Source organism: Xanthomonas codiaei, from assembly GCF_002939785.1.
Classification (GTDB): domain Bacteria; phylum Pseudomonadota; class Gammaproteobacteria; order Xanthomonadales; family Xanthomonadaceae; genus Xanthomonas; species Xanthomonas codiaei.
The window spans coordinates 1-23,257 of the sequence record NZ_MDEC01000011.1; the positions used below are offsets into that span (position 1 = coordinate 1).

Annotated in this window: 21 protein-coding genes and 1 pseudogene; 12 read left to right on the forward strand and 10 right to left on the reverse strand. The window is 65.7% G+C overall.

Going from position 1 to position 23,257, the window contains the following annotated elements:
- Positions 1–402: 402 nt before the first annotated feature.
- Complete coding sequence (locus XcodCFBP4690_RS09675; RefSeq protein WP_104540752.1) at positions 403–1,209, reverse strand: SDR family oxidoreductase; 807 nt, start codon at positions 1,207–1,209, stop codon at positions 403–405.
- Positions 1,210–1,452: 243 nt separating this feature from the next.
- Between XcodCFBP4690_RS09675 and XcodCFBP4690_RS09680 the strand changes: the two genes are divergently transcribed.
- Together XcodCFBP4690_RS09680 and XcodCFBP4690_RS09685 are read left to right on the forward strand one after the other, a co-directional pair.
- Positions 1,453–4,056, forward strand: coding sequence for a TonB-dependent receptor (locus XcodCFBP4690_RS09680; RefSeq protein WP_104540753.1), 2,604 nt, complete (start codon positions 1,453–1,455; stop codon positions 4,054–4,056).
- Positions 4,056–5,465: a CehA/McbA family metallohydrolase domain-containing protein gene (locus XcodCFBP4690_RS09685; RefSeq protein ID WP_104540754.1), complete on the forward strand. Its 1,410-nt coding sequence runs from the start codon at positions 4,056–4,058 to the stop codon at positions 5,463–5,465. The genes XcodCFBP4690_RS09680 and XcodCFBP4690_RS09685 overlap by 1 nt, the downstream gene beginning before the upstream one ends.
- A gap of 114 nt (positions 5,466–5,579) precedes the next feature.
- On the opposite strand, the gene XcodCFBP4690_RS09690 is transcribed toward XcodCFBP4690_RS09685, so the two are convergent.
- The 5 genes from XcodCFBP4690_RS09690 to XcodCFBP4690_RS09710 all read right to left on the reverse strand — a co-directional run bounded on the left by XcodCFBP4690_RS09690 (position 5,580) and on the right by XcodCFBP4690_RS09710 (position 9,931).
- Positions 5,580–6,140: a DUF1415 domain-containing protein gene (locus XcodCFBP4690_RS09690; RefSeq protein ID WP_104540755.1), complete on the reverse strand. Its 561-nt coding sequence runs from the start codon at positions 6,138–6,140 to the stop codon at positions 5,580–5,582.
- A 122-nt stretch (positions 6,141–6,262) separates the two neighbouring features.
- Complete coding sequence (locus tag XcodCFBP4690_RS09695) at positions 6,263–7,120, reverse strand: alpha/beta hydrolase (RefSeq protein ID WP_104540756.1); 858 nt, start codon at positions 7,118–7,120, stop codon at positions 6,263–6,265.
- Positions 7,104–8,834 carry an ATP-binding response regulator gene (locus XcodCFBP4690_RS09700; RefSeq protein ID WP_104540757.1) on the reverse strand — a complete coding sequence of 577 codons (1,731 nt, stop codon included), beginning with the start codon at positions 8,832–8,834 and terminating at the stop codon, positions 7,104–7,106. The genes XcodCFBP4690_RS09695 and XcodCFBP4690_RS09700 overlap by 17 nt, the downstream gene beginning before the upstream one ends.
- Positions 8,827–9,291 carry a hypothetical protein gene (locus XcodCFBP4690_RS09705; RefSeq protein ID WP_104540758.1) on the reverse strand — a complete coding sequence of 155 codons (465 nt, stop codon included), beginning with the start codon at positions 9,289–9,291 and terminating at the stop codon, positions 8,827–8,829. The genes XcodCFBP4690_RS09700 and XcodCFBP4690_RS09705 overlap by 8 nt, the downstream gene beginning before the upstream one ends.
- Before the next feature lie 154 nt (positions 9,292–9,445).
- Positions 9,446–9,931: a YajQ family cyclic di-GMP-binding protein gene (locus XcodCFBP4690_RS09710; RefSeq protein ID WP_104540759.1), complete on the reverse strand. Its 486-nt coding sequence runs from the start codon at positions 9,929–9,931 to the stop codon at positions 9,446–9,448.
- A 105-nt stretch (positions 9,932–10,036) separates the two neighbouring features.
- Between XcodCFBP4690_RS09710 and XcodCFBP4690_RS09715 the strand changes: the two genes are divergently transcribed.
- From XcodCFBP4690_RS09715 to XcodCFBP4690_RS09735, 5 genes are all read left to right on the forward strand, one after another.
- The gene (locus XcodCFBP4690_RS09715) at positions 10,037–10,933 is read left to right on the forward strand and encodes a DMT family transporter (protein ID WP_104540760.1); all 897 of its coding nucleotides are present in this window, start codon (positions 10,037–10,039) and stop codon (positions 10,931–10,933) included.
- A gap of 203 nt (positions 10,934–11,136) precedes the next feature.
- The gene (locus XcodCFBP4690_RS09720; RefSeq protein WP_104540761.1) at positions 11,137–12,144 is read left to right on the forward strand and encodes a methionine ABC transporter ATP-binding protein; all 1,008 of its coding nucleotides are present in this window, start codon (positions 11,137–11,139) and stop codon (positions 12,142–12,144) included.
- Entirely contained in the window at positions 12,141–12,836 is a 696-nt protein-coding gene (locus XcodCFBP4690_RS09725) for a methionine ABC transporter permease (protein ID WP_104540762.1), read from the forward strand. Before XcodCFBP4690_RS09720 ends, XcodCFBP4690_RS09725 begins: the two co-directional genes overlap by 4 nt.
- Positions 12,837–13,041: 205 nt before the next feature.
- The gene (locus tag XcodCFBP4690_RS09730; protein WP_104540763.1) at positions 13,042–13,845 is read left to right on the forward strand and encodes a MetQ/NlpA family ABC transporter substrate-binding protein; all 804 of its coding nucleotides are present in this window, start codon (positions 13,042–13,044) and stop codon (positions 13,843–13,845) included.
- Positions 13,846–14,073: 228 nt separating this feature from the next.
- A complete protein-coding gene (locus XcodCFBP4690_RS09735; RefSeq protein WP_104540856.1) occupies positions 14,074–14,631 on the forward strand; it encodes a CcdC protein domain-containing protein in 558 nt (185 codons plus the stop codon).
- A 194-nt stretch (positions 14,632–14,825) separates the two neighbouring features.
- On the opposite strand, the gene XcodCFBP4690_RS09740 is transcribed toward XcodCFBP4690_RS09735, so the two are convergent.
- The 4 genes and pseudogenes from XcodCFBP4690_RS09740 to XcodCFBP4690_RS23065 form a co-directional block, all read right to left on the reverse strand.
- A complete protein-coding gene (locus XcodCFBP4690_RS09740; RefSeq protein WP_244183609.1) occupies positions 14,826–15,410 on the reverse strand; it encodes a hypothetical protein in 585 nt (194 codons plus the stop codon).
- Positions 15,394–15,999: pseudogene (locus XcodCFBP4690_RS23420) on the reverse strand (hypothetical protein). Before XcodCFBP4690_RS23420 ends, XcodCFBP4690_RS09740 begins: the two are co-directional and overlap by 17 nt.
- 160 nt (positions 16,000–16,159) lie before the next feature.
- The gene (locus XcodCFBP4690_RS09750) at positions 16,160–16,834 is read right to left on the reverse strand and encodes an OmpW/AlkL family protein (RefSeq protein WP_104540765.1); all 675 of its coding nucleotides are present in this window, start codon (positions 16,832–16,834) and stop codon (positions 16,160–16,162) included.
- A gap of 50 nt (positions 16,835–16,884) precedes the next feature.
- Positions 16,885–17,133, reverse strand: coding sequence for a hypothetical protein (locus tag XcodCFBP4690_RS23065; RefSeq protein ID WP_244183620.1), 249 nt, complete (start codon positions 17,131–17,133; stop codon positions 16,885–16,887).
- On the opposite strand from XcodCFBP4690_RS23065, the gene XcodCFBP4690_RS09755 reads away from it, so the two are divergent.
- The 5 genes from XcodCFBP4690_RS09755 to lpdA all read left to right on the forward strand — a co-directional run bounded on the left by XcodCFBP4690_RS09755 (position 17,071) and on the right by lpdA (position 22,822).
- Positions 17,071–17,538 carry a DNA-deoxyinosine glycosylase gene (locus tag XcodCFBP4690_RS09755; RefSeq protein ID WP_244183611.1) on the forward strand — a complete coding sequence of 156 codons (468 nt, stop codon included), beginning with the start codon at positions 17,071–17,073 and terminating at the stop codon, positions 17,536–17,538. The two genes, XcodCFBP4690_RS23065 and XcodCFBP4690_RS09755, sit on opposite strands and share 63 nt — an antisense overlap.
- A 168-nt stretch (positions 17,539–17,706) precedes the next feature.
- A complete protein-coding gene (locus XcodCFBP4690_RS09760) occupies positions 17,707–18,465 on the forward strand; it encodes a DUF2884 family protein (protein WP_244183613.1) in 759 nt (252 codons plus the stop codon).
- Between the two features lie 127 nt (positions 18,466–18,592).
- Positions 18,593–20,329, forward strand: a complete 1,737-nt coding sequence (gene aceF, locus XcodCFBP4690_RS09765) for a dihydrolipoyllysine-residue acetyltransferase (protein WP_104540767.1) — start codon at positions 18,593–18,595, stop codon at positions 20,327–20,329.
- Complete coding sequence (locus XcodCFBP4690_RS09770; RefSeq protein WP_104540768.1) at positions 20,326–20,973, forward strand: hypothetical protein; 648 nt, start codon at positions 20,326–20,328, stop codon at positions 20,971–20,973. Before aceF ends, XcodCFBP4690_RS09770 begins: the two co-directional genes overlap by 4 nt.
- A gap of 16 nt (positions 20,974–20,989) precedes the next feature.
- Entirely contained in the window at positions 20,990–22,822 is a 1,833-nt protein-coding gene (gene lpdA / locus XcodCFBP4690_RS09775) for a dihydrolipoyl dehydrogenase (RefSeq protein WP_104540769.1), read from the forward strand.
- Positions 22,823–23,257: the final 435 nt, after the last annotated feature.

The window sequence follows — 23,257 nt, forward strand, 5'->3', positions numbered from 1 at the left end:
GCGCAAGCTGCTGGTCATCCTCAACGCCAAGATGCGAGATCAACTGGCGGCTGACGCCGCCGGTTGATCAAGACAGTTGCTCTCCCCTCGGGGCGAGAAGGCACAGCTTGCGCGCCACTGGCGCGCGTGCCTTTGAGCGCCCTCGCCGCAAGCGCGGGCCGGGGCGCGGAGCGGGGGTTGGGGTGAGGGTACGAGCAAACCGACGCAACCAACGCCTGCACAACGCAGAAAGCGTAGCGATACCGACATGGCTGCAGGACACGCCGCCAACATCCCGGTTTCCGCCTCACCGATGCAGTGCATGGCAAGCACCACAGATCGCCAAGAGTGCGTGTCTCTGCCGCGCATCAGCACGCTGCGCATCACACCAACACCAACACCACCCGCATCAGCAGCATGCCCTCACGCGTACTGCATCCTGCGCGACATGCCGCCATCGACAACGAAGTCCTGCCCGGTAACGAACCCCGACAGCTGTGGTGCCAGCAGATAGACCGCCAATTGCGCGATGTCTTCCGGGGTGCCCACCCGCCCGGCCGGATGCTGCGCATGATCGCGCCGCGAGAGTCTGGGTGCACGCCGACGTTGCGGGGCGCGCCAGGCATCGGTGCTGATCCAGCCCGGACTGATGCTGTTGACGCGGATCTGCGGGCCTTCGCTCACCGCCAGCGCATGGGTGAAGGCGACCAGACCGCCCTTGGCGGCCGCATAGGCTTCGCTGTGCGGCTCCGATTGCCAGGCGCGGGTGGAGGCGATGTTGATGATGGCGCCACCGCCGGGCGCCTGGGTCAGCGCAGGCAAGGCGTGCTTGCTGCACAGGAAGGCGCCGTGCAGGCTGGACAGCCGGCGATTCCATGCATCCCATTCCAGCTGCGGCAGCGCGGCGATATGCGGATCGGGCACGCCGGCATTGTTGACCAGGCCATCGATGCGGCCGAAGCGTTTGAGCGCGGTGGCGATCAGGCGCGCGGCGTGGGCTTCGCGCGCCGCATCGCAACGCACGAAGGCGCTGCGACGCGGCAGCGCCCATTCCTGCAGGCAGGCCTTGCCGGCGGCCGCGTCCAGATCGCCGATCACCACGCTGCCGCCGGCCCCCAGCACCGCCTGCGCAATGCCGCGGCCGATGCCTTGCGCGCCGCCGGTGATGATCACCACGCGGTCCTGCAGCGGTGACGGGTTCCATGCGGAAACGGCGGGAATCAGCGGCATCTGGGCATTACCGGCAATGAAGTCGCCAGCACTGTAGCGCGCTGTCTGTCGTTGTCGCAGCAAGGCGCGTGCGCTAGCGGCCGTTATCGCGCTGCGCGGATGTCATCAACATTTCATACGAATTTCCTTTCATGTCGCGCGCCGACACGACAGCAGCTGCGCAGTCCGGCTCCCCCACTACCCGGAAACCTCATGACCTCTTTTCCCGTGCATCTTGCGCGTTGCCCTCGCCATGCCGCGCTGATGCTCGCCGTCACTGCCGCGCTCATTTCCGTCGCCGCGCAGGCACAGCAGGCACCTGCCGCCGCCACGCAACCTACCGAGTTGGACAGCGTGCAGGTGCTCGGCAGCTACGCCTCCAGCCTGGAACGCGCGCTCAACGACAAGCGCTATGCGCCGAGCGTGATCGACTCGATCGAAGCCGAGGACATCGGCAAGCTGCCTGCGCAGAACGTGGCCGAAGCCTTGCAGCGCCTGCCGGGCGTGACAATCGAGCGCGATCGCGGCGAAGGCGTGTATGTGCGCGTGCGCGGGCTGGGGCCGAGTTTCCAGGTCACCACGCTCAATGGCCAGACCATGGCGGTCAACGAGAACGTGCGCAATTCCGGCCAGACCGGCCGTCAGTTCCGCTTCGATACGCTGCCCGCCGAACTGGTATCCGGGCTGGAGGTGATCAAGAGCCCCACCGCTGCGCTGGATGAAGGCGCCATTGGCGGCGTGGTCAACGTCAAGACGTTTCGCCCGCTGCAGCTGGGCAATGCCGAGACGCATCTGTCGGCCGAGCTCAGCCACCCGCAACTGGCCGATGAAAACGACCCGCGCGTTTCGGGCCTGTACAACTGGGTCAACGCCGACAAGACCCTGGGCGTGTTGTTCGCCGCCGCCTATGCCGAGCGCAGCCTGCGCCAGGACCGCGTCAACGAGACCTATTGGGAGCGCTACGCCGAGGGCATCGACAGCAACGGCGACGGCCGCGCCGACACCGGTGCGATCTGGGCGCCTTCGGCGATCCGTCCGACACTGGAACTGGAGCATCGCAAGCGCATCGGCGTGGCCAGCTCGGTGCAGTTCACACCCAGCGACGCGCTGGAGTTCAACCTGGATCTGTTCTACGCACGCCAGCAGGTGGACTACGACGAATTGGCGATCGGCACCGGCTGGGAGCCGGGCAACATGCGCAACCTCACCATCGCAGGCGATACGCTCACCGCGTTCGACTACCGCAACGGCCAGGTGCAGCTCTCGCGCGAAACCTCGGGCATGACCGACGAAAACCGCAGCCTGCGGCTCAGCGGCGCCTGGCAGGGCGATGCATGGAAGGTGCAGGGCACCGGCTTTCTGTCGCGTGCGCATAGCTGGAACGACGACCCGATTCGCCGCACCCGCCTGCGCACCGGCGCCACGGTCGATCAGCGTGTCTCGTTTCCGCGCGCCTCTGGCGACAACGTGCCGAACTGGGCCTTCACCGACGGCTACGACCCCACCGATCCGGCGCAGACGCCCGGCCGCCGCCTGGAGTGGCGCATCATCGATGCGGTGGACCGCGAACGTGCCCTGCAGTTCGACGCAGACCGCATGCTGGACAGCGGCTTCTTCAGTGCGCTCAAGCTTGGCGCCAAGTACCGCAGCCGCGAACGCCGCTACGAGCGTACCGACCTGATCAACAACAGCATCGCCGGCAGGCGCTTCGATGCCAGCTATTTTTCTCCCTCGCTGCCGGTGAGCGACATGCTGGCAGGCGGCAATGGCCAGCTGCCGCGGCAATGGCTGGCACCACGCGAAGCGCCGTTCTGGGGCGACTGGCCCACCAGCGCGGATCTGGCCAACAGCCCCAGCAGCGATGACCTGCAAAATTCCTACCGCGTGCTCGAGGACATCAGCTCGGCGTACGTGATGGGCGAATTCGCCACGCCGCTGGCCGGCCACGAGCTGCGCGGCAATCTCGGCGTGCGCGGCGTGCACACCCAGCAGCGCACCGAAGGCCACGCCAACCTGGATGGCAGCGCGCAGCCGGTGGTGTTCGAACGCAGCTACAACGACGTGCTGCCGTCGTTGAACGTGGCGCTGGACCTGAGCCAGAGCGTGGTGCTGCGTGGTGCGGCCGCCAAGGTGATCACGCGCCCGGACCTCACCGATCTGTCGTCCAAGCTCACCTTCAATTCCAGCGGCGAAACGCTTACCGCCAGCGGCGGCAATCCGAATCTGGAGCCATTCGAAGCGCTGCAGTACGACCTCACCTTCGAGTGGTATACCTCGCCCTCCTCGGCTCTGGTGGCCGGGGTGTTCTACAAGGACATCAGCCGGTTCGTGCAGACCCAATTCTCCAACCTGGACTACCAGGGGCGCAGCTATCTGCTCTCGTCCAAGGTCAATGGCGGCAAGGCCAGGGTGCAGGGCGTGGAGCTGGCCTGGCAGCAGGTGTTCAGCGGCCTGCCGGCGCCGTTCGACGGGCTGGGCATGCAGGCCAACTACACCTGGACCGATAGCCAGGCCAACTATGTCGATGGCACGCAGCACTTCCAGGATGCGCTGGAAGGTGTGGCCAAGAACAGCTACAACCTGGTCGGCTTCTACGAGAAGGGGCCGTTGTCGATGCGGTTGAGCTACAGCTGGCGCGACGACATCGTCAACTCGGTGGGCACCGCCGACGTGGCGACCAACAACACGCGCGCCTTCGGCACCCTGGATGGCAACCTCTCCTGGCAGATCAATCCCACCGTGGCGGTGTTCGTCAACGCCATCAACCTCACCGGGCAGGTCCAGCACATGTATGTGGGCGAGCATCTGTTTTCCGGCTACACCGACTACGGGCGCACCTATTCGCTGGGCCTGCAGGCGAGCTTCTGATGCGCGCACTTGGCACACCGATGGCGGCGCTCGCGATTGCGTTCGCCTGTGCCGGCGGCGCACATGCAGCGCAATCGGCCGGCAGCGACGATCAACCGCACTGGCTGGCAGGCGATCACCACGTGCACAGCGAATGGAGCGTGACCTGGGACCGCTCCACCACGCCGCCCACGCCGATCCGTGGCGGCGATTCGCCGTATACGCGTGAGCGCAATGCGCAGCAGGCGCTGGCCAATGGCCTGAGCTGGATCGTGCACACCGATCACGGCGGGCCGGGCCATTCGGTGGTGACGCGCGAGCAGGCCTGGCCGGCATTGCAGCGTGCCCGGCGTGCGGTGCCGCAGTTGATCCAGTTCCACGGCATGGAATTCGATGTGCCGGCGGCCGAACACGCCTCGTTGATCATCGCGCCCGGGCCGCACGAACAGGCGCAACTGCAAGGGCTGGAACGCGACTACAACCGTGCCGAACTGCTCGATGGCAGCACGCGCGATACCGAGCAGGCGATGCTGGACGCAGTGCGTGCGATGCAGGCGCTGCGCCCGCAGCCGGTGCTGATCGTCAACCACCCCTCGCGCACCGCCGCCGCGCTGGGGAGCTGGGGCAAGGTGAGTCCCGTCGAACTGCGTGCCTGGCAGGATGCCGCGCCGCAGGTGGTGATCGGCATGGAAGGCGCACCCGGCCACCAGGCCGACACCCGGCACCGCGGCCTGTATCGCAACGCGGCCGCGCCGACGCTGGGCGGCTTCGACCAGATGACCGCGCAGGTGGGTGGCGTGTGGGACGGCATGCTGGCCGAGGGCCGGCATTTCTGGATCACCGCCACCTCCGATTCGCACCGCAACTGGCGCGATGGCGGTGCCGAGTTCGATCCGGGCGAATACAGCAAGACCTATGTCCTGGCCCGGCGCGATCCGGCCGATATCCTGCGTGCGCTGCGTGCCGGCAAGAGCTTTGCGGTGACCGGCGATCTGATCGATGCGATGGACCTGCAACTGCAGTCCACCACCGCCGATGGCCGCATTGTCGGCACCGCCAGCCTGGGCGAGACCTTGCGCATGGCAACCGCTGCATCGGCGCAGATTGTCTTGCGTCTGCACGAGCCGCCGCAGGTCAACCGCCACGGGCAACGCCCGCAGCTGCAGCATGTCGATGTCATCGTCGGCACCACCGCTCATGACGGCGCGCTGCAGATGCAGGTGCAACGCATCGAGCGCAACGCGTTGCAGCGACGCGATGGCTGGCTGGTCGCATCGCTGCTCTTGCCGGATCTGTCGCGCGGCGGCTTCGTGCGCGTGCGCGGCAGCAACACCGATCAGCAGGCGCCATTAGCGGATACCGCCGGCGAGGATCCGTGGCAGGACCTGTGGTTTTATTCCAACCCGGTGTTCGTGGCGCCGGCGCGTTGACAGGCGGCTGGCTCACAACGCGCAGCGCGTGGTGGTACGTGCTGCCGGTGTGCCGGTTCTGGCGTGGAGCAGGCGGCTAGGGCTGCGGCAGGTGCTGCGCTGCGTGCGCCGCCCTCAGTGCTCGGCCCCGTTCAACACCCGCTCCCAGCCGGCCTGGCCCAGCCGTTGCAGCGTGGCGATATTGCGTTCGACGATCACATCCGGATCCGGGAACGCGGCCACCGCACGCTCCACGCTGTCTTCGCGCAGCAGGTGCAGGGTGGGGAAGGGCGAGCGGTTGGTGAAGTTGGCCACATCCTCCGGCGCGGCGCCGGCGAACTGGTAATCGGGATGGAAGCTGGCCACCTGCAGCACGCCCTGCAGATCCAGCGCTTCCACCGCGGCATCGGCGTTGTCGAGAAAGTCGTTGTAGTCCAGGAAATCGGTCAGCACGTCCGGGTGCACGATCAGCGTGGTATCGATCTGCTCGGCCGGGGTGTCGCGCAACAGGACGAGTTCTTCGGCCAGTTGCTCCAGCAGCGCCTCCGGCGTGCTGGCATCGCTGAGCACCAGGCGCACCTGGTCCTTGACGTACACCGCCTTGGCGAACGGGCACAGGTTCAGCCCGATCACCGCGCGCTCGATCCAGGTGCGGGTGGCGGCCAGGGGAGCGGGCAGGGTGGGCGTGGTGGTCATCGTGGCGGCGGCGTGATGGCGCGCCAGTGTATGCGATCGCTGTCGGCAGGGTGGCCGATGCCACTGGCAACGCGCATCGCCGCAACTACGCCTGCGCGGTGGCGCAGGCGCAGGGTGTCAGATCAGTCGCGGCTATCGGCACTGCCAGCCTGGTCGGCGTAGCCGTCACTGCCAAGCTGTTGACGCAGGAACTGCACCGACGTTTGCGCCACCTGCTCGGCGATCGGGGACTTGTGCGGCGAGCCGATGGCATGCGCGCCGCTGGCAAAGGCGATCGCCTGCCTGCGCGCTGGCGCTGTGCCCAGCGCCTGGAACATGGCCAGCATCGCCGGCACCGAGGAGATCGGGTCCTGCTCGCCATTGGGCGCGCGGTAGTAGCCCAACATGACCGGGCAGCGCACCTGCGGCCACGGCGGGGAGGCCGCAAACAGCTTGAACAGGCCACGCAGGGTGCGAAAGCCATCGGGATGGATGGTGTCCGACCAGCAGGCCCGGACTGCCTCGGTGCGCGGGTATGGGTCGGTGACCGGCAGCTGCGGCTGGCAGAGCCGATCAAGCAGACCGGCGTTGACGGGCCGGATGCCGGGCGACCACGCCACCACCGCGGCGACCTGCTCGGGGCGCTGTGCGGCCAGCCATAGCGCCAAGGTGCCGCCCAGCGAGGAACCGACAATGGCCACGCGCTCGCCCATGCGCTGCGCCTGGTCCAGCGCCTGAAGTGCCGAGGCCTGCATCGCGGCCGGGGTGAGCCCGGCCATGGCATCGGCTGCGCGCTGCCCATGGCCCGGCCATCGGTGTACGTAGCCATTGGCGTCCAGCGCATCGGCCATCTGTTCGGGCAGCGCGCCGGCCTCGCCCGGGCTTGCGGAGAACCCATGCAGGTACAGCAACGCCAGCTCGCGGCGTGCCGGCGTTGCGGTACGCCAGTGCCAGCGCGCCGCGTTGCCCGGTTTCAGGTCGGGGCTATCGCTGTGCGGCATGCTGGGCAAGCAGCGCAAGCAGTTCGTGCGCGTTGATCGGCTTGGACAGATAGCCGGCCACGCCGGCAGCGGCGGCCTCGCGCATCGAATCGGTGCGCGTGTCGGCGGTCAGCACGATGATCGGCGGCAACCGGTCGATCGCATCGCGCGCCTGTCCCAGCGCGTCCCAGCCGGAGGTGCCGGGCATGTGCAGATCGAGAAAGACGATGTCCGGGCCGGCCTGGGCGATGCGCTGCACCGCGTCGGTGCCGTCGGCATGGAAGCTCACCCGGTGCCCGGCACGGGTCAGCAGGTTGCCGATCACCAGGCGATTGGTATCCATGTCCTCGAACACCAGGCAGTGCAGTGGCGGCACCGTCCGTGCGTGCTCGGCCAGCGCATCGCGCACATCGCCCGTGCGGCTGCTGTTGGCGGCGGCCGGCAACTCGAAGATCCAGCGGAAGATGCTGCCGCCGGCAGGGTTGTCGCTCACCGTCAGGCTGCCGCCCATCGCATCGGAGACCGACAAGGCGATGTACAGGCCCAGGCCGACACCGCCTTCGGCACGGCCGAAACCGGTGCTGAGCTGGGTGAAGGGGGTGAAGATGTAGGCCTTGCTGTCGTCGGGCACGCCGATGCCGGTATCGGTGACGGTCGCCTCCAGCGTCCATCGCCCATCGGCCTGGGTGGCCTCGATCAACAACTCCACTGCGCCGCCGGCCGGGGTGAACTTGATCGCATTGATGACCAGGTTGGTGATCACCTGCTCGATGCGGCCTTCGTCGCCAAGCAGGTAGGGCGTCTGTGCCGCTTCCATGCGCACGCCCAGCGACACGCCCTTGGTGGATGCGGCGGTCGCGCAGACTGCTTTGACGGTGGTTAGCACGTCCAGCATGCTCAAGGGCTTGCTGTGCAATTGCAGGCGCCCGCCGTCGATGCTGGCCACGTCCAGCACCTCGTTGACGCGGTGGCGCAGGGCGGTGGCGTTGACCGTCACCGCCTGGATCAGGTCGCGCTGTTGCGTCGGCATGGCGTCGGTATCGATCAGCTGCGCGCAGTTGATGACGGCATTCAACGGTGTGCGCAATTCGTGGTTCATGGTGCTGATGAAGCGGCTTTGCGCATCGCGCGAGGCAAGCGCCTGCAGCGCCACTTCCTGCATCGCGATCACGATGCGCGACACCAGCAGCGGCAATACCACGCTCAACGCCACCGCGTAGACGAAATACGCCGGCCGCGACAGCCAGTAGCCGGCCGGTGCGGTCACCAGCATCAGCACGAAGGTGCTCAACAGCACCGGCACGGTGGCGCGTTGCCCATAGCGCGCCACCGCGGCGATGGTGATGAACGGCAGGAACGCGTTCAACGACATCAGCAGGATGAAGGCCAGGGAGGTCTGGATACCGATGAACAGCAGACTCATCGCAAAGCCCACCGCATCCAGCCATTCCCTCTGCGCGATGGTCTTGCGCCGCACCAGCACCATCCAGACCACCGAGACGACCCACAAGGTCACCGCAGTCGGAAACACCGCATGCGCATCCTTGACCAGCACCGGTTGCGGCCCGTACAGCCAGCCAAGGCACCACAGCATCACGATGGTCTGCACCACCACGCGGCCGACGCAAGCGCGGTATTCCAGAAACGACTCGAGCAGCCGCACCAGTCTGTCGTTGCGCAACTGCCTGGCCGCCGGAATCAGGCCGGGCGTTGCGCGTTGGGAAGGGCTAGGCATGAGGCTCTGCGTTGTCCTGATGAAGGGTGCGCCGGTACTGCCTGACCAGTAGACCAGCGGCGGTGGCTACTGCGGTGAAGCGGTGCGCAAGCGTGTCGCTGACGGCGTTGCGCTCCACCTCGCTGCGCAGCTGGTCGCAGGCCCTGAGCAACTCCTGCGATCCGGTCAGCGAGACGGTGTTCTTCAGCGAATGGATCTGTTCCAGCGCCTGCGCCTGGCTGCTGTCAGCACCGCCCAGCGTGCATTGCGCAATGGCGCGGTCGATTTCCGCGGCAAAGGCATCGGCGAAGGCGGCCGCCTCGATCGGGTCCAGGCACGCCATGGTGTGCAGCGTCGATCCGGCTTCGATCCGCGGCTGTGCATACGCCCGCGCGGCAGGCATGGCGCCCGCAGCACGCGTGCCTGCCCGCCGGAACGCATGCAGGCGATGCAACAGGCTGGCGAACAGCGCACGCATCGCGGCCCGCTACACCCGCTGCCCGGTACGACGATCGGCGCTGGCGGCTGCATACCGCCAGCGCAAGCCGCTGCAGTGCGCATCCCCACGGCATGCGGCTGAGTGCTGCATCGCCGGATCGATCACCGCCCACACCGCCATCGTTGGGTTGCGCTCAATCGCGGAAGTTGTCGAACTGCAGCGGCAACTCGAAGTCGGCCTTTTTCAGCAGCGCGATCGCATCCTGCAGGTCGTCGCGCTTCTTGCCGGTCACGCGCAGCTTGTCGCCGTTGATCTGCGCTTCCACCTTGAGCTTGGCTTCCTTGAGCTTGGCCACCAGCTGCTTGGCCTGCTTCTGCTCGATGCCCTGCTTGACGGTGACCTTTTGTCGCGCGCCGGCCAGGTTGGTCTCCACCTCGCCGAACTCCAGGCAGCGCACATCGATGCCGCGCGCCAGCAGCCGCGCGCGCAGGATGTCGGTCATCTGCTTGAGCTGGAAGTCGCTGGGAGCGGACTGGTGGATCACCTTGCCGTCTTCCAGCTCGAACTTCGCCTCCACACCCTTGAAGTCGAAACGCGTGTCCAGTTCACGGTTGGCCTGGTCCACCGCATTGGTCAATTCGTGCTTGTCGACTTCGGACACCACGTCGAAGGAAGGCATGCAAGGCTCCTGCTGTCTGAATACAGCGGTCATTCTATGGCATCGCGCCGGGCTACCCGTCACCGGCGCGTGGCGATCGATGGGGCGCGGCAGCGATAATGCGCCATGCCCAGCACCCGATCTCCGTTCCCTGCCATCGCCTGGATGGTGGCCGCCGTGGCCTGCTTCTCGCTGATGGATGCGGGAATGAAGCTGCTGTCGGCGCATTACCCGCCGCTGCAGGTGACCTTGCTGCGCGGTGCGGCATCGCTGCCGTTCGTGCTGGTGTGGGTGCTGGCCACGGCCGGGCCGCGCTCCATCGTGCCGGTGCGCTGGGGCCTGCATCTGCTGCGCGGGGCGTTGGGCATGGCGATGATCGGCTGCTTCGTCTACGGCCTGAAGCGGATGCCGCTATCGACCGCCTACACGCTGTACTTCGTGGCGCCGTTGCTGGTGGCGGCCCTGTCGGTGCCGCTGCTGGGCGAGCACGTCGGGCCGCGCCGCTGGACCGCGATAGGCATTGGCCTGGTCGGGGTCATCGTGGTGCTGCGCCCCGGCGTGGACGGGCTGATCTCGCTGCCCGGCCTGATGGTGCTGCTGGCGGCCACGGCCTATGCGGTGGCCGCGGTCACGGTGAGCCTGTTGACCCGCACCGACACCCCGCAGGCGATGGTGGTGTGGTTCCTGCTGTTCATGGCGATCGGTGCCGGCGTGCTGGCCATCCCCGGCTGGGTGCCGCTGCAGGGCCGCCACGCCTGGCTGATCGCCGGCATGGGCCTGGCCGGCGCGCTGGGCCAGATTGCGCTGACCCAAGCCTTCCTGCGCGGCGAGGCCTCGATGATCGCCCCGCTGGAATACAGCGGCCTGGTCTGGGTGATCGGCTGGGACTGGCTGCTGTGGCAGACCCTGCCCGATAGCTGGACCTGGACCGGCGCCGGCATCATCGTCGCCAGCGGCCTGTATTTGTTGCGCCGGGAGCGGATACGGCGGGCTGACAGGCTGCCGCCGTTGGACAGGCCGTGATTGGGGATTCGGCATTCGGGATTCGGGATTCGGGATTGGCAACAGCGGGGTGCCGGTTGCTTTTGCGAATCCCCAATCCCCAGCGGCCGTGATTCGGGATTCGGGATTGGCAACAGCAGAGTCGCCGTGGCCTTTGCCAATCCCGAATCCCGAATCCCGACTCCCGGTGGTAGGCTTCACGACCCCCCAACCGGCCACGCGCGGTGATCCAGTTTCAGCGCCTGCACAAGTCCTACTCCGTTGACGGTCGTCAGATCGTGGCGCTGCACCCGCTCGATCTGCGGATCGGCCCCGGCGAGGTGTTCGGCATCATTGGCCATTCCGGGGCCGGCAAGTCCACGTTGATCCGGCTGATCAACCGGCTCGAAGAGCCCAGTGGCGGGCGCCTGCTGATCGGCGAGGAAGACGTGACCGCGCTGGACAGCCAGGGCCTGCGCGCCCTGCGCCGGCGCATCGGCATGATCTTCCAGCACTTCAACCTGCTGTCTTCGCGCACCGTGGCCGGCAATGTGGCCTTCCCGCTGGAACTGGCCGGCACCGCGCGCGCCGAAATCGATGCGCGGGTGGCCGAGCTGCTGGCCCGGGTCGGGCTGCAGGAGCACGCCAACAAGTATCCGGCGCAACTGTCCGGTGGGCAGAAGCAGCGCGTGGGCATTGCGCGCGCGCTGGCCACCCGGCCGCAGATCCTGCTGTGCGACGAGGCCACCAGCGCGCTGGATCCGCAGACCACCGCCTCGGTGCTGCAGCTGCTGGCGCAGATCAACCGCGAGCTGGGCCTGACCATCGTGCTGATCACCCACGAGATGGACGTGATCCGCCGTGTCTGCGACCGCGTGGCAGTGCTGGATGCCGGCAAGCTGGTGGAAACCGGCCCGGTCACCGAGGTCTTCCTGCATCCCAAGCACGCCACCACGCGGCGCTTCGTCTTCGAAGCCGAGCACGTGGACGAAGCCGAACTGCACCGCGATTTCGCCGCCGTCGGCGGGCGCATCGTGCGGCTGACCTTTCTGGGCAACGGCACCTACGAGCCGGTGCTGGGCCGCATCGCCCGCGAGACCGGCGTGGACTACAACATCCTGTCCGGGCGCGTGGACCGCATCAAGGACACCCCGTACGGCCAGCTGATCGTCGCCCTGACCGGCGGCGACCAGAACGCCGCGCTTGCCGGCTTCTTGGCGGCGGGCGTGCAGGTGGAGGATCTGCGCGTATGACTCCGATCACTGCCGCCGCCGGCGGCTTCTTCCGCAATCTCGATGCCGCCAAATGGGGCGATATCGGCCAGGCCACCCTGGATACCTTGCTGATGCTGGCCGGGGCGCTGCCGCTGACCCTGCTGATCGGCCTGCCGCTGGGCGTGGCGCTGTTCCTGTGCGGCACGCCGCAGCTGCGTCGCCGCCCGCTGCTGTATGGCGCGCTGGCGCTGGTGATCAACCTGCTGCGTTCGGTGCCCTTCATCATCCTGATGATCGCGATGATTCCGCTCACGCTGATGCTGATGGGCACCTCGCTCGGCGTGCGCGGGGCGATCCTGCCGTTGGTGGTGGGTGCCGCACCGTTCTACGCGCGCCTGGTGGAAACCGCGTTGCGCGAAGTCGATCGCGGCATCATCGAAGCCAGCCAGGCGATGGGCGCCACCACCCGGCAGCTGGTGCTGCGGGTGCTGCTGCCCGAAGCGCGGCCGGGCCTGATCGCCGGCGCCACCGTCACCACCATCGCGCTGATCGGCTTCACCGCGATGGGCGGGGCGATCGGTTCCGGCGGGCTGGGCGATGTGGCCTACCGCGAGGGTTACATGCGCTCGCATGCCGATGTCGCGCTGATCACCGTCATCGCCCTGCTGGTACTGGTGCAGCTGCTGCAGATGCTGGGCGACCGGCTGGTGGCGCACTATAGCCGGCGTTGAGCCGGCGCAGGGCAGGGGCGCGCCGGCGGACGCGGAGCGTGCGCCTTGGTACCAGCCGTGCTGGCCGTGCTGGCGCATCCCGAACGCCTGTCCGCATGGCGCCACGCGCCGTGGGTTGCCGCGGCGCTGCATCGCCGCCGCCGCCGCGGTCTGCTAGGTTTGACGTCTGCGGCCTTCCCGCACTCCTCCTCCCACGGATCCCCACATGAGCACTTTTGCGTTTCGTTCCCTTCTGGCTGCCGCCACGCTGGCGCTGGCGTCCTGCGGCGGCAGCGCTGGCGGCAGTGGTGGCGACACCCTCACCGTCGCCGCCACGGCGGTGCCGCATGCCGAGATCCTGGAAGTGGTCGAACCGCTGCTGGCCAAGCAGGGCGTGAAGCTGGACGTGCGCGTGTTCAACGACTACGTGCAGCCCAACGACCAGGTCGTGCAGAAGCAGATCGACGTCAATTATTTCCAGACCGAGCCCTACCTGGACGCGTACAACCGCGACCGCAAGAGCCAGCTGGTGACCGTGGTCGGCGTGCATATCGAGCCGTTCGGCGCGTATTCGCGCCGTTTCAAGGCGCTGGCCGATCTGCCCACGGGCGCCGATGTGGTCATTCCCAATGATCCGAGCAACAACAGCCGCGCGCTGATCCTGCTCGACAAGGCCGGAGTCATCAAGCTCAAGGACCCCGGCAATGCGCTGTCCACCCAGCGCGATATCGTCGACAACCCCAGGCAGCTGAAATTCCGCGAGCTCGACTCGGCGATGCTGCCGCGCGTGCTGGACCAGGTCGACCTTGCCTTGATCAACACCAACTATGCGCTCGATGCCGGGCTCAATCCCACCCGCGACGCACTGGCGATCGAAAGCAAGGACTCGCCGTACGTGAACTTCCTGGTGGCCCGTGCGGACAACAAGGACGATGCGCGCGTGCAGAAGCTCGCCAAGGCATTGACCAGCCCGGAAGTGAAGGCCTTTATCGAGCAGAAGTACAAGGGCGCGGTGTTGCCGGCGTTCTGAGTGCGGCAACACCGCGCCCGGCCGCTGGGCCGAACCGGAAGATAGCCCCTGCCGCATGTGGCATCGACGGGCTGCACATGCCACAGCGTAGGCAGTGCGCTGCAGACCCTGCACCTGCCTATAGGACGGCACAGCCGCAGGCCAGAACGCTGCGCGGCATGACGGACACGCCCCGCTGACGCGCGCGTAGTAGCGTTGCCGGTCATCCATTCCGGCGACCTGCGTCCCATGCCTCTGCTGCTTGCCATCCCGCTGGCCGTGATCATTGCCCTTGCGGTGTTAGCGGTGCTGTTTCCGTTGTCGTTGCTGCAGCGCTTTCGGGTCGGCACCGCGCGTCGCCAGGCGCGTGGCTGGTTGCTGATGATCAACCTGTCGTCGGCGGTGGTGTCCAGTGTGTTGTTTGTCGTCTTCACCCTGATTGCCGCGGCGTTCTGGCCAGGTGCGATCAGCCATGCCGCCTCCGGCTGGGCCTGCGGGCTGGTGCTGGGGGTCGTCGCTGTGCGCCTGACCCGCTTCGAGCGCACCGCGCAGGGCCTGTTCTACCGCCCCAACCTGTGGCTGGTGCTGGCACTGACGGTGCTGGTGGTGGTGCGGGTGATCGCCGGCATGGTGCAGGGCTGGCGCAGTACATGGCAGGGCGTGGCGTGGCCTGTCGAGGGCTGGCTGAGCCATGCCAGCCTGCTGGGCGCGGCCGGCGTGCTGCTCGGCTATGCACTCGCCTACGCCACCTTGCTGTGGTGGCGCTGGCGCAGCGCACGCCTGCGCGGCAGCGTCTACTGGCGGTGATCCTTAAATTGAAGCCTTACCAACGCACAATCCCGAAGTAACTGGCATTTTTACAAACCTCGAATCTCAACACGTGCTCAGATTGTGTCTCACTAGGCACCATTTATCCGGTCAGGATGAGTGGTATTAAGGTGTCACCCCCTGTTACTGCCAGCCCTCTTGGTGCTGGCAGTAACAATTTAAAATATGCCCAATCAATTAAATGCTTCCGCAGCTTTGAGCGTCTGCGCATCTGCTGGTGCTATGCGAATGGCACTTAGGCAATCTGGGGACGCTTCCGGGAACGAAAACTCCATCTTCTCCTGATTTTTAACGACGGCCAAAGTCAATGTTTCTGAACTACTCTGTCCTCTCGGAATATTTGAAATCAGATAATTCGAGTATCGGCTCTTGAAGTCCTGGCGAGAGATGCAGGAACCTTCCAGACTCAGTAAGACTGATTCGATATTTTTTTTATCGGCTGATATTGATATGGAAGAGTCCTTGGCAGTCAGGTGATCGCCTATTTTTAATGTTCCCCCGCTAACGTTATACATTCCTTCGCTTTTCAGGTTCGGCGTCGAAATTCTGGCTCCAGGCCATGAGCTAATAAATTCAGTGGGTGATTTTTTGATATTTCTCGAAATTTCTTCGGCTAGTTCAAACGTACGAGCAGCATCCGCTGCTGTCGCTACTGTCGCTGCTGAAATTTTAGTTGCATATACTGAGGGTGCAATCAGAGCACCAAGCAGCATTATTGCAAGGCGGGAATATGATGGTCTGTTAAGGAAGTTTGTCATATTGCTCTCCATAATATACGTTATAGTTCTGTCCTGTGGTTGAGGTTACGTTGTTCGCGCAGAAGGATTTTCCAACGTTTGATGCCACATTAGGTCCTCCAGCATAGTAAAATCCGAAAAGCTGATCGAGATTTGATGCTGCAAGCTTAATGTCTATGCTATTTTGAGTGGAACTCCATATTTCATTCCTTGCAACTATGTTATTTGTTACGGCAAGTCCTTCCATTTTGCATGCTTCGTCTATATATGCCTGCCGAGTCGTTTTGGCAAACGAATAGTTGAATTTCACGTGACCAAATTCATGGGCTAGGGCTGAGACTGTAAAATACATGCCCGGCATATCTTAAATTGCGCAGCTATAATTTCGGATATATACAACTTTATTTGGCATGTCTGTATAGCTGGCCGAGCCGTAAGCGATCTTGAAAGTGGTACTGCTGTTTATTTGTCCAGTAAGTGTCGTTGATTGGGAGGTTATAAAGTCAATGCACGTTCCAAGTCCTGTGGTAGGGACGGTTGTCTGAGCCTGAGCTCCAAAGGAAACGAGTGCAAGAAGAAATATCGCTGCTGCATGGCATCTTGTGCTCATGGTATCTCCATATTTAATTGAAGAATTCGCGCTGATTTCTACGCGATCCATCCCCCCGCAACGAAATCCTAAACGTAAAATTCCCATCGAACTGAGATTTTAATCAAAAAAACAGGCCCTTGCGGGCCTGTTTGGTGAGGTGCTTAGTTAATTGGTGTGCTTAGAAGCGGGCGCCGATACCGAAGCCGACAGTCCACGGATCCAGTTCCAGCTCGCTGCCGATGCCCTGGCCGCCGACGCGCAGTTCCGGACGCGAACGCATGTAGCGGGCGTCGGCGCGTGCGAACCAGGTGGAGTTGATGTTCATGTCCACGCCAACGGTGCCGATCACGCCCTTGGCGGTATCCAGGCCAACGTGCTGGCCGTTCGGCGAGGCCGCGTCGATCTTCTCGTTGCTGAAGTTCGATTCGTAGTAACCCACGCCCACGAACGGGCGGAACACGTTGTCGGCCTGGCCGAAGTGGTACTGGCCGCTGATGGCGATCGGCTGCTGCTCGACGGTCCCCACCTTGCCCACGCCATCGGCGTTGACGCGGTGGTTGAACTTGTCGGCTGCGCCCCACACTTCGACGGCCCAGTTGTCATTGATGTAGTAGCTTGCGCTCAGCGTCGGTGCCGGGCCGCCATCGACGTCCAGGCCCGGAGCCGGATCGTTTTTGGGATCCAGCAGTGCCACGCCACCGACCACGGCCCAATGCTTGCCGGACGCGGTGTCGCCGCTGCTGGAAGAAGTCGAGGAGGTATCACCGGTATAGGTGGTGTCCTGCGCGAACGCGGACGGTGCAATCGCAAGTGCGGATACAGCAGCCAGGCTCAGGATGGAAATGGAACGCATGAGGGTCTCCTCGTCTTGTTGTTGGGCCCGTGGAGTGGGCCGCGCCAAAACTATTCCCAAAAATCTGAATCCACGCCTACCTGCGGCCCGCTAAAATTCCGTTTGTTCAGGAACGCTCCGGAGAAGGCCGTGGTTGCGCGATGCAGGCTGAAAAACACATTCACGCAGATGCGATCGCCGTGACGAAAAACGACGCATGCGAAGGCTTGCCAGCGCACATTCGCCGCGATTGTCGTGTGCTGGTAGTCGGTTCGATGCCAGGCGTCGCCTCGCTGCATGCAGGCCAGTACTACGCGCATCCACGCAATCGTTTCTGGCCCTTGATGCATGCCCTGTTGGGCATTGATGCAGCAGCAAGCTATCCGGCCCGCCTGCAGGAATTGAATGCGTGCGGTGTTGGCGTGTGGGACGTGATCGGCCAGTGCGAACGACGCGGCAGCCTGGATGCGTCCATCGTCGCGGACAGCATCGTGATCAACCCGTTGCCCGCCGTGCTGGCCACGCTCCCGCAGCTGCGCCTTGTGGCCTGCAATGGCGCCGCGGCCGCGCAGGCCTGGCGCCGGCATGTGCACCCGCTGCTGTCGGCCGACGCGCGCGCGGTGGCGATGATGGCCTTGCCGTCCACCAGCCCGGCCAATGCCGCCTGGTCCCTGCCTCGCCTGTCCCAGGCGTGGCAGCCGCTACGCGATGCCGTACAGGACTGATGCGGCGCGCGCCTGCGGGCACATCATCGGCCAGGCAGGGCCTGCACCCGCGCCTATCGCCATCTCATCTGCGATGCTCCGGCCGCCAGAAGTCATGCCAGCCTCCGGCACATGGTGATGTGCGGCGCCCGCGCCCATGCTGCACCCGGCATCCAAGGGAGTGGCGACATGACGATCGGGCGTACGCTGGCGGGAGCAACGGCCGTGTTGCTGGGCATGGCCGGTGCACTGCCGGCGGCACTGGCCGACGAGTTGCACTGCAATGTCAGCAGCGACTACGACCTCACCCTGTCTGCGCGCAGCGTCATTTTCATCCGCGACGCGGATGCGCCGCGGCGGCTGGTCCTGCGCCAGGGCGCCTTGTTCGTCGACGATGCCTGGGTGGCGCTGAGCGCGGACGATCGCGATCGGCTGATCCGTTTCGAACGGCAGACCCGCGAGGTGGTGCCGTTGGCGCAGCAGGTCGGGCGCGAGGCTGCCGATATCGCGATCACCGCACTGGGCGAGGTGGCCGCCGGCTTCAGCCGTGATCCGCATGCCACGCGTGTGCAGCTGACCGGAGTGCGCGAGAAGATCGATCTGCGTTTGCAGCAGAGCTTTGCCAACAGTCAGCTCACTGCCGTCGACGTCGATGACGACATCGGTGCACTGGTCGCCGAGCTCTTGCCGCAGCTGATCGGCGATGTGATTGCCGGCGCAGTGCAATCGGCACTGACCGGCAACGCTGCGCGGCTGCGCTCGCTCGATGGCCTGGAACAGCGCATCGAGCGCCTGGTCGAGCCGCAGGCACGCGCACTACGGCCGCGCGCGCAGCAGCTGTGCACCCAGCTCCAAGCCCTCGACGCGCTGGACAATGCGCTGGCGTATCGTTTGCCATCGGGCGCGCCATTGCAGCTGTTGCAGGTGGATCGACGCGCGTCGAAATGATCCTGCAATGGCGTGCGCAGACACTGCATTCCGCCCGGCAAGCGATCTTTTCATCGGCAATGGTTGGCGCTGCGGCCCGTGGCCGGCCACAATAGGGGTTTCCCCATCTGTTGCCGGAGTTCCCCGTATGGCCGAAATCAAGGAAGCACTTGTCCCCGATATCGGTGACTACAGCGACGTCCCGGTAATCGAGGTGCTGGTGTCGGTCGGCGATACGGTCAGCAAGGACCAGAGCCTGGTCACGCTGGAATCGGACAAGGCCACCATGGAAGTGCCTTCGTCGGTAGCCGGCGTGGTCAAGGAACTCAAGGTCAAGGTCGGCGATTCGCTGTCGCAGGGCGCCCTGGTGGCATTGATCGAAGTGGCCGATGCCGGCGCCGACACTGCCGCCAAGCCAGCGCCTGCCGCTGCTCCGGCCAAGGCCGCCCCTGCTGCCGCCCCGGCGCCGGCCGCCAAGGCCGAACCGGCCGCCGCCAAGCCCGCCGCATCCGACGGTGGCCTGGTCGAGGCGCGCGTGCCCGATATCGGCGACTACACCGACATCCCGGTGATCGAAGTGCTGGTGGCCGTGGGCGATACCGTCGCCAAGGACCAGAGCCTGGTCACGCTGGAATCGGACAAGGCCACGATGGAAGTGCCGTCCTCGGCTGCCGGCGTGGTCAAGGAACTCAAGGTCAAGGTTGGCGACACCCTCTCGCAGGGCAACGTGGTGGCGATCATCGCCGCCAGCGATGGCGGTGCCGGCGCGGCGCAAGCGCCGGCCAAGGCCAGCACCGAGACCGCCGAAACCGCCGGCAAGGTGGAGCCGGTCGCCGTGCCGGCCGAGCCGGACAAGCTTGCCCAGCGCGAGATCGCGCAGGTGCAGGGCGGCCAGCCGTCGGCCGGCAGCCCGTCCAGCCCGCCGGTGACCTTCGATGCCGACAGCGTGCTGCCGTCCAAGGTGCCCTACGCCAGCCCGGTGGTGCGCGTGTTCGCGCGCGAGCTGGGCGTGGACCTGAACCAGCTCAAGGGCAGCGAAAAGGGCGGCCGCATCACCCGCGAAGACGTGCAGCGCTTTGTGAAGGCCGCCCTCAGCGGTGGCGCGCCGGCTGCAGCGGGCGGCGCAGCGGCTGGCGGCGGCAATGGCCTGAACCTGCTGGCCTGGCCGAAGGTGGACTTCAGCAAGTTCGGCGAGACCGAAACCCAGCCGCTGTCGCGCATCAAGAAGATTTCCGGCGCCAACCTGGCGCGCAACTGGGCGATGATTCCGCACGTCACCCAGTTCGAATCGGCCGACATCACCGAGTTGGAAGCGCTGCGCGTGGCGCTGAACAAGGAGAACGAGAAGGCCGGCATCAAGCTCACCATGCTCGCCTTCCTGGTCAAGGCCAGCGCCGCAGCGCTCAAAAAGTTCCCCGAGTTCAACGCCTCGCTGGATGCGGCTGGCGAGAACCTCACCCTGAAGAAGTACTTCCACATCGGCTTCGCCGCCGACACCCCGAACGGCCTGGTCGTGCCGGTGATCCGCGACGTCGACAAGAAGGGCGTGCTGCAGATCGCCCAGGAAAGCGGCGAGCTGGCCAAGAAGGCGCGCGACGGCAAGCTGGGCCCGGCCGACATGAGCGGCGGCTGCTTCTCGATCAGCTCGCTGGGCGGCATCGGCGGCACTGCGTTCACCCCGATCATCAATGCGCCGGAAGTGGCGATCCTGGGCGTGTCCAAGTCGGCGATCCAGCCGGTGTGGAACGGCAAGGAATTCGCGCCCAAGCTGATGCTGCCGCTGTCGCTGAGCTACGACCACCGCGTCATCGACGGCGCGCTGGCGGCCCGCTTCACCACCTACCTCAGCCAGGTGCTGGCCGACATGCGTCGCGTCCTGCTGTGAGGCGCGCATCGCTGACGATCGCCGTGCTCGGCGTGCTGCCATGGACCGGCGCGGTCGCACGCGAGTGCGACAGCACCCTGGGGCGCGGCTGGCCGCCGGCGGTGGGCAATTACGGCACCGCCGTCACCACCCTGCTCGATGGCGGCAGCAAGCCGGCGCTTGCGCTGTTGACGCTGCCCGTGCGCGGCGTGGAAAGCGGCGTGTCGCTGGTACCGGGCAAGGAAGGCGCCGATTGGACCCTGCGGCATAGCCGCGCCGACGAGCGCGTCTACAGCTGGCTCAGCGAGGCTGGCCGCGGCAGCGTGCAGTTCCGCACTGAACAGACCCCGGAAACGGTCGAGATCCCCATTCCGGCCGCCCTGGCCAGGCGCCTGGTCAGCAACTGGACCACTGCCTTGACCCAGCTGGCTCCCACTGGCCGCACCGCACCGGTCACCGAAGGCGAGGTGATCTCGTTCCAGGTCGAAGGCGTGCGCTACAGCGGCGCCCGCCCGAGCTGCGGTGCCGGCGAGCTGCTGTTGCAGCAGGCCGCGCTGCTGATCGAGGCCAGCGAAGGCAAGGAAAAGAAGCGCGACAAGCGCTGGACCCAAATCGAATCGTCGCTGGATGAACTCCAGCAGACGCTTGCCGGCACGGCCGGTTGAGCTACAGGAGAAGCAAATGGCGGTCATTGAAATCAAGGTTCCCGACATCGGCGATTACAGCGATGTCCCCGTCATCGAAGTGCTGGTCGCCGTCGGCGACAGCGTGGCCAAGGACCAGGGCCTGGTGACGCTGGAGTCGGACAAGGCCACGCTGGAGGTGCCATCCTCGGCTGCCGGCGTGGTCAAGGAACTCAAGGTCAAGATTGGCGACACCCTGTCCGAAGGGGCGGTGGTGCTGCTGCTGGAAACCGAAGGCGAGGCCGCTGCGCCTGCGCCGGCCAAGGCCGAGACCAAGGCCGCTGCGCCTGCTGCGGCCCCTGCGGCCGCCGCACCCGGCAGCAAGCCGCCAGTGACGCCGTCGCACCGCGCCCCGGCCGAACCGGCCGCGCCCAAGCCGGCGCTGGCCAGCGGCAAGGCCGCCGATATCGAATGCAAGATGGTGGTGCTCGGCGCCGGCCCCGGCGGCTACACCGCTGCCTTCCGCGCCGCCGACCTGGGCCTGGACACGGTGCTGATCGAGCGCTACGCCAGCCTGGGCGGGGTCTGCCTCAACGTCGGCTGCATCCCGTCCAAGGCGCTGCTGCATGCCGCTGCGGTGATCGATGAAGTGGCCCATGCCGGCGACTTCGGCGTGGACTTCGGCCAGCCCAAGATCACCCTGGACAAGTTGCGCGAATACAAGGAGAAAGTGGTCGGCAAGCTGACCGGCGGGCTGGCCAGCATGGCCAAGCAGCGCAAGGTGCGCACCGTCACCGGCGTGGCAACGTTCGTCTCGCCCAACGAGCTGGAGATCGTCGGCGACGACGGCAAGACTCAGTTGCTGCGCTTCGAGCACTGCATCATCGCCGCCGGCTCGCAGGCGGTGAAGTTGCCCAACTTCCCGTGGGACGACAAGCGCGTGATGGACTCCACCGACGCGCTAGAACTGCACGACATCCCCAAGACTCTGCTGGTGGTCGGCGGTGGCATCATCGGCCTGGAAATGGCCACGGTGTACAGCGCGCTGGGCAGCAAGGTCACCGTGGTCGAGTTCATGGACCAGCTGATGCCGGGCGCCGACAAGGACCTGGTCAAGCCGTTGGCCGATCGTTTGAAGAAGCAGGGCGTCGAGGTCTATCTCAAGACCAAGGCCACCGACGTCAAGGCCGACAAGAAGGGCATCACCGTTGGTTTCGAAGCAGCCGCCGAGGGCGAGAAGCCGGCGTTGGATGCGACCACCTATGATCGTGTGCTGGTTGCCGTGGGCCGTTCGCCCAACGGCAAGAAGATCGGTGCCGACAAGGCCGGTGTCACCGTCACCGAACGTGGCTTCATTCCGGTGGATCGGCAGATGCGCACCAACGTGCCGCACATCTTCGCCATCGGCGACATCGTCGGTAACCCGATGCTGGCGCACAAGGCCACCCACGAAGGCAAGCTGGCCGCCGAAGTGGCTGCCGGCGAGAAGAAGGAATGGGTGGCGCGGGTGATCCCGTCGGTGGCGTACACCAACCCGGAAATCGCCTGGGTCGGCGTCACCGAGACCGAAGCCAAGGCCAAGGGCCTGAAGGTCGGCGTGGCCAAGTTCCCGTGGGCCGCCAGCGGCCGCGCGATCGGCATCGGCCGCACCGAAGGCTTCACCAAGCTGATCTTCGACGAGGATACCCACCGCGTCATCGGTGGTGCCATCGTCGGCGTCCATGCCGGTGACCTGCTGGCCGAAATTGGTCTTGCCATCGAGATGGGCGCCGAGGCCGAAGACATTGGCCACACCATCCATGCGCACCCGACCCTGAGCGAGTCGGTCGGCATGGCGGCCGAGGTCTACGACGGCACCATCACCGACCTGTACATTCCGAAGAAGAAGTAGGCACTGCACACGCGGCGCTGCCAACCACGCCCCGCCTTGTGCGGGGCGTGGTCGTTATGGGCGCAGGGGCGCGTCATCGCCGCGGCCATGGACAGCGCAATGCGGTTCGCGCCGTGGGCGACGCCTGGGCGCACGCGGTGTGTCTGCGTGCGCGGATTTTTTTTCGGTACTGCTGCGCGGTACGCACTGCCATGTGGCCTGGCGGCTGCGCTCGATGGCATGCGTCGACAGGGCGATCCGCTGCAGGCCGATTCCGCAGCGCATCTGGCAGGCGGGCTAGTCTGGTGCGTGGCGACGTCGCATCGCTCGCGCCTTCGACAGGGGCGCCGCCACCACGCAAGGCGATGCCCTCGTGCGAGATCGCGCATCTGGCGCTTGCGCAGCCCGCAGCGCGCTTGCACCATCGGTGCGCGGACACCCCGTTCGCACCTCAGG

Excerpts from the sequence above, each read along its gene's own strand:
- XcodCFBP4690_RS09675 (WP_104540752.1), bottom strand. The coding sequence starts at position 1,209 with ATGCCGCTGATTCCCGCCGTTTCCGCATGGAACCCGTCACCGCTGCAG.
- XcodCFBP4690_RS09680 (WP_104540753.1), top strand. The coding sequence starts at position 1,453 with ATGCTCGCCGTCACTGCCGCGCTCATTTCCGTCGCCGCGCAGGCACAG.
- XcodCFBP4690_RS09685 (WP_104540754.1), top strand. The coding sequence starts at position 4,056 with ATGCGCGCACTTGGCACACCGATGGCGGCGCTCGCGATTGCGTTCGCC.
- XcodCFBP4690_RS09690 (WP_104540755.1), bottom strand. The coding sequence starts at position 6,140 with ATGACCACCACGCCCACCCTGCCCGCTCCCCTGGCCGCCACCCGCACC.
- XcodCFBP4690_RS09695 (WP_104540756.1), bottom strand. The coding sequence starts at position 7,120 with ATGCCGCACAGCGATAGCCCCGACCTGAAACCGGGCAACGCGGCGCGC.
- XcodCFBP4690_RS09700 (WP_104540757.1), bottom strand. The coding sequence starts at position 8,834 with ATGCCTAGCCCTTCCCAACGCGCAACGCCCGGCCTGATTCCGGCGGCC.
- XcodCFBP4690_RS09705 (WP_104540758.1), bottom strand. The coding sequence starts at position 9,291 with ATGCGTGCGCTGTTCGCCAGCCTGTTGCATCGCCTGCATGCGTTCCGG.
- XcodCFBP4690_RS09710 (WP_104540759.1), bottom strand. The coding sequence starts at position 9,931 with ATGCCTTCCTTCGACGTGGTGTCCGAAGTCGACAAGCACGAATTGACC.
- XcodCFBP4690_RS09715 (WP_104540760.1), top strand. The coding sequence starts at position 10,037 with ATGCCCAGCACCCGATCTCCGTTCCCTGCCATCGCCTGGATGGTGGCC.
- XcodCFBP4690_RS09725 (WP_104540762.1), top strand. The coding sequence starts at position 12,141 with ATGACTCCGATCACTGCCGCCGCCGGCGGCTTCTTCCGCAATCTCGAT.
- XcodCFBP4690_RS09730 (WP_104540763.1), top strand. The coding sequence starts at position 13,042 with ATGAGCACTTTTGCGTTTCGTTCCCTTCTGGCTGCCGCCACGCTGGCG.
- XcodCFBP4690_RS09735 (WP_104540856.1), top strand. The coding sequence starts at position 14,074 with ATGCCTCTGCTGCTTGCCATCCCGCTGGCCGTGATCATTGCCCTTGCG.
- XcodCFBP4690_RS09740 (WP_244183609.1), bottom strand. The coding sequence starts at position 15,410 with ATGACAAACTTCCTTAACAGACCATCATATTCCCGCCTTGCAATAATG.
- XcodCFBP4690_RS09750 (WP_104540765.1), bottom strand. The coding sequence starts at position 16,834 with ATGCGTTCCATTTCCATCCTGAGCCTGGCTGCTGTATCCGCACTTGCG.
- XcodCFBP4690_RS23065 (WP_244183620.1), bottom strand. The coding sequence starts at position 17,133 with ATGCGCGTAGTACTGGCCTGCATGCAGCGAGGCGACGCCTGGCATCGA.
- XcodCFBP4690_RS09760 (WP_244183613.1), top strand. The coding sequence starts at position 17,707 with ATGACGATCGGGCGTACGCTGGCGGGAGCAACGGCCGTGTTGCTGGGC.
- aceF (WP_104540767.1), top strand. The coding sequence starts at position 18,593 with ATGGCCGAAATCAAGGAAGCACTTGTCCCCGATATCGGTGACTACAGC.
- lpdA (WP_104540769.1), top strand. The coding sequence starts at position 20,990 with ATGGCGGTCATTGAAATCAAGGTTCCCGACATCGGCGATTACAGCGAT.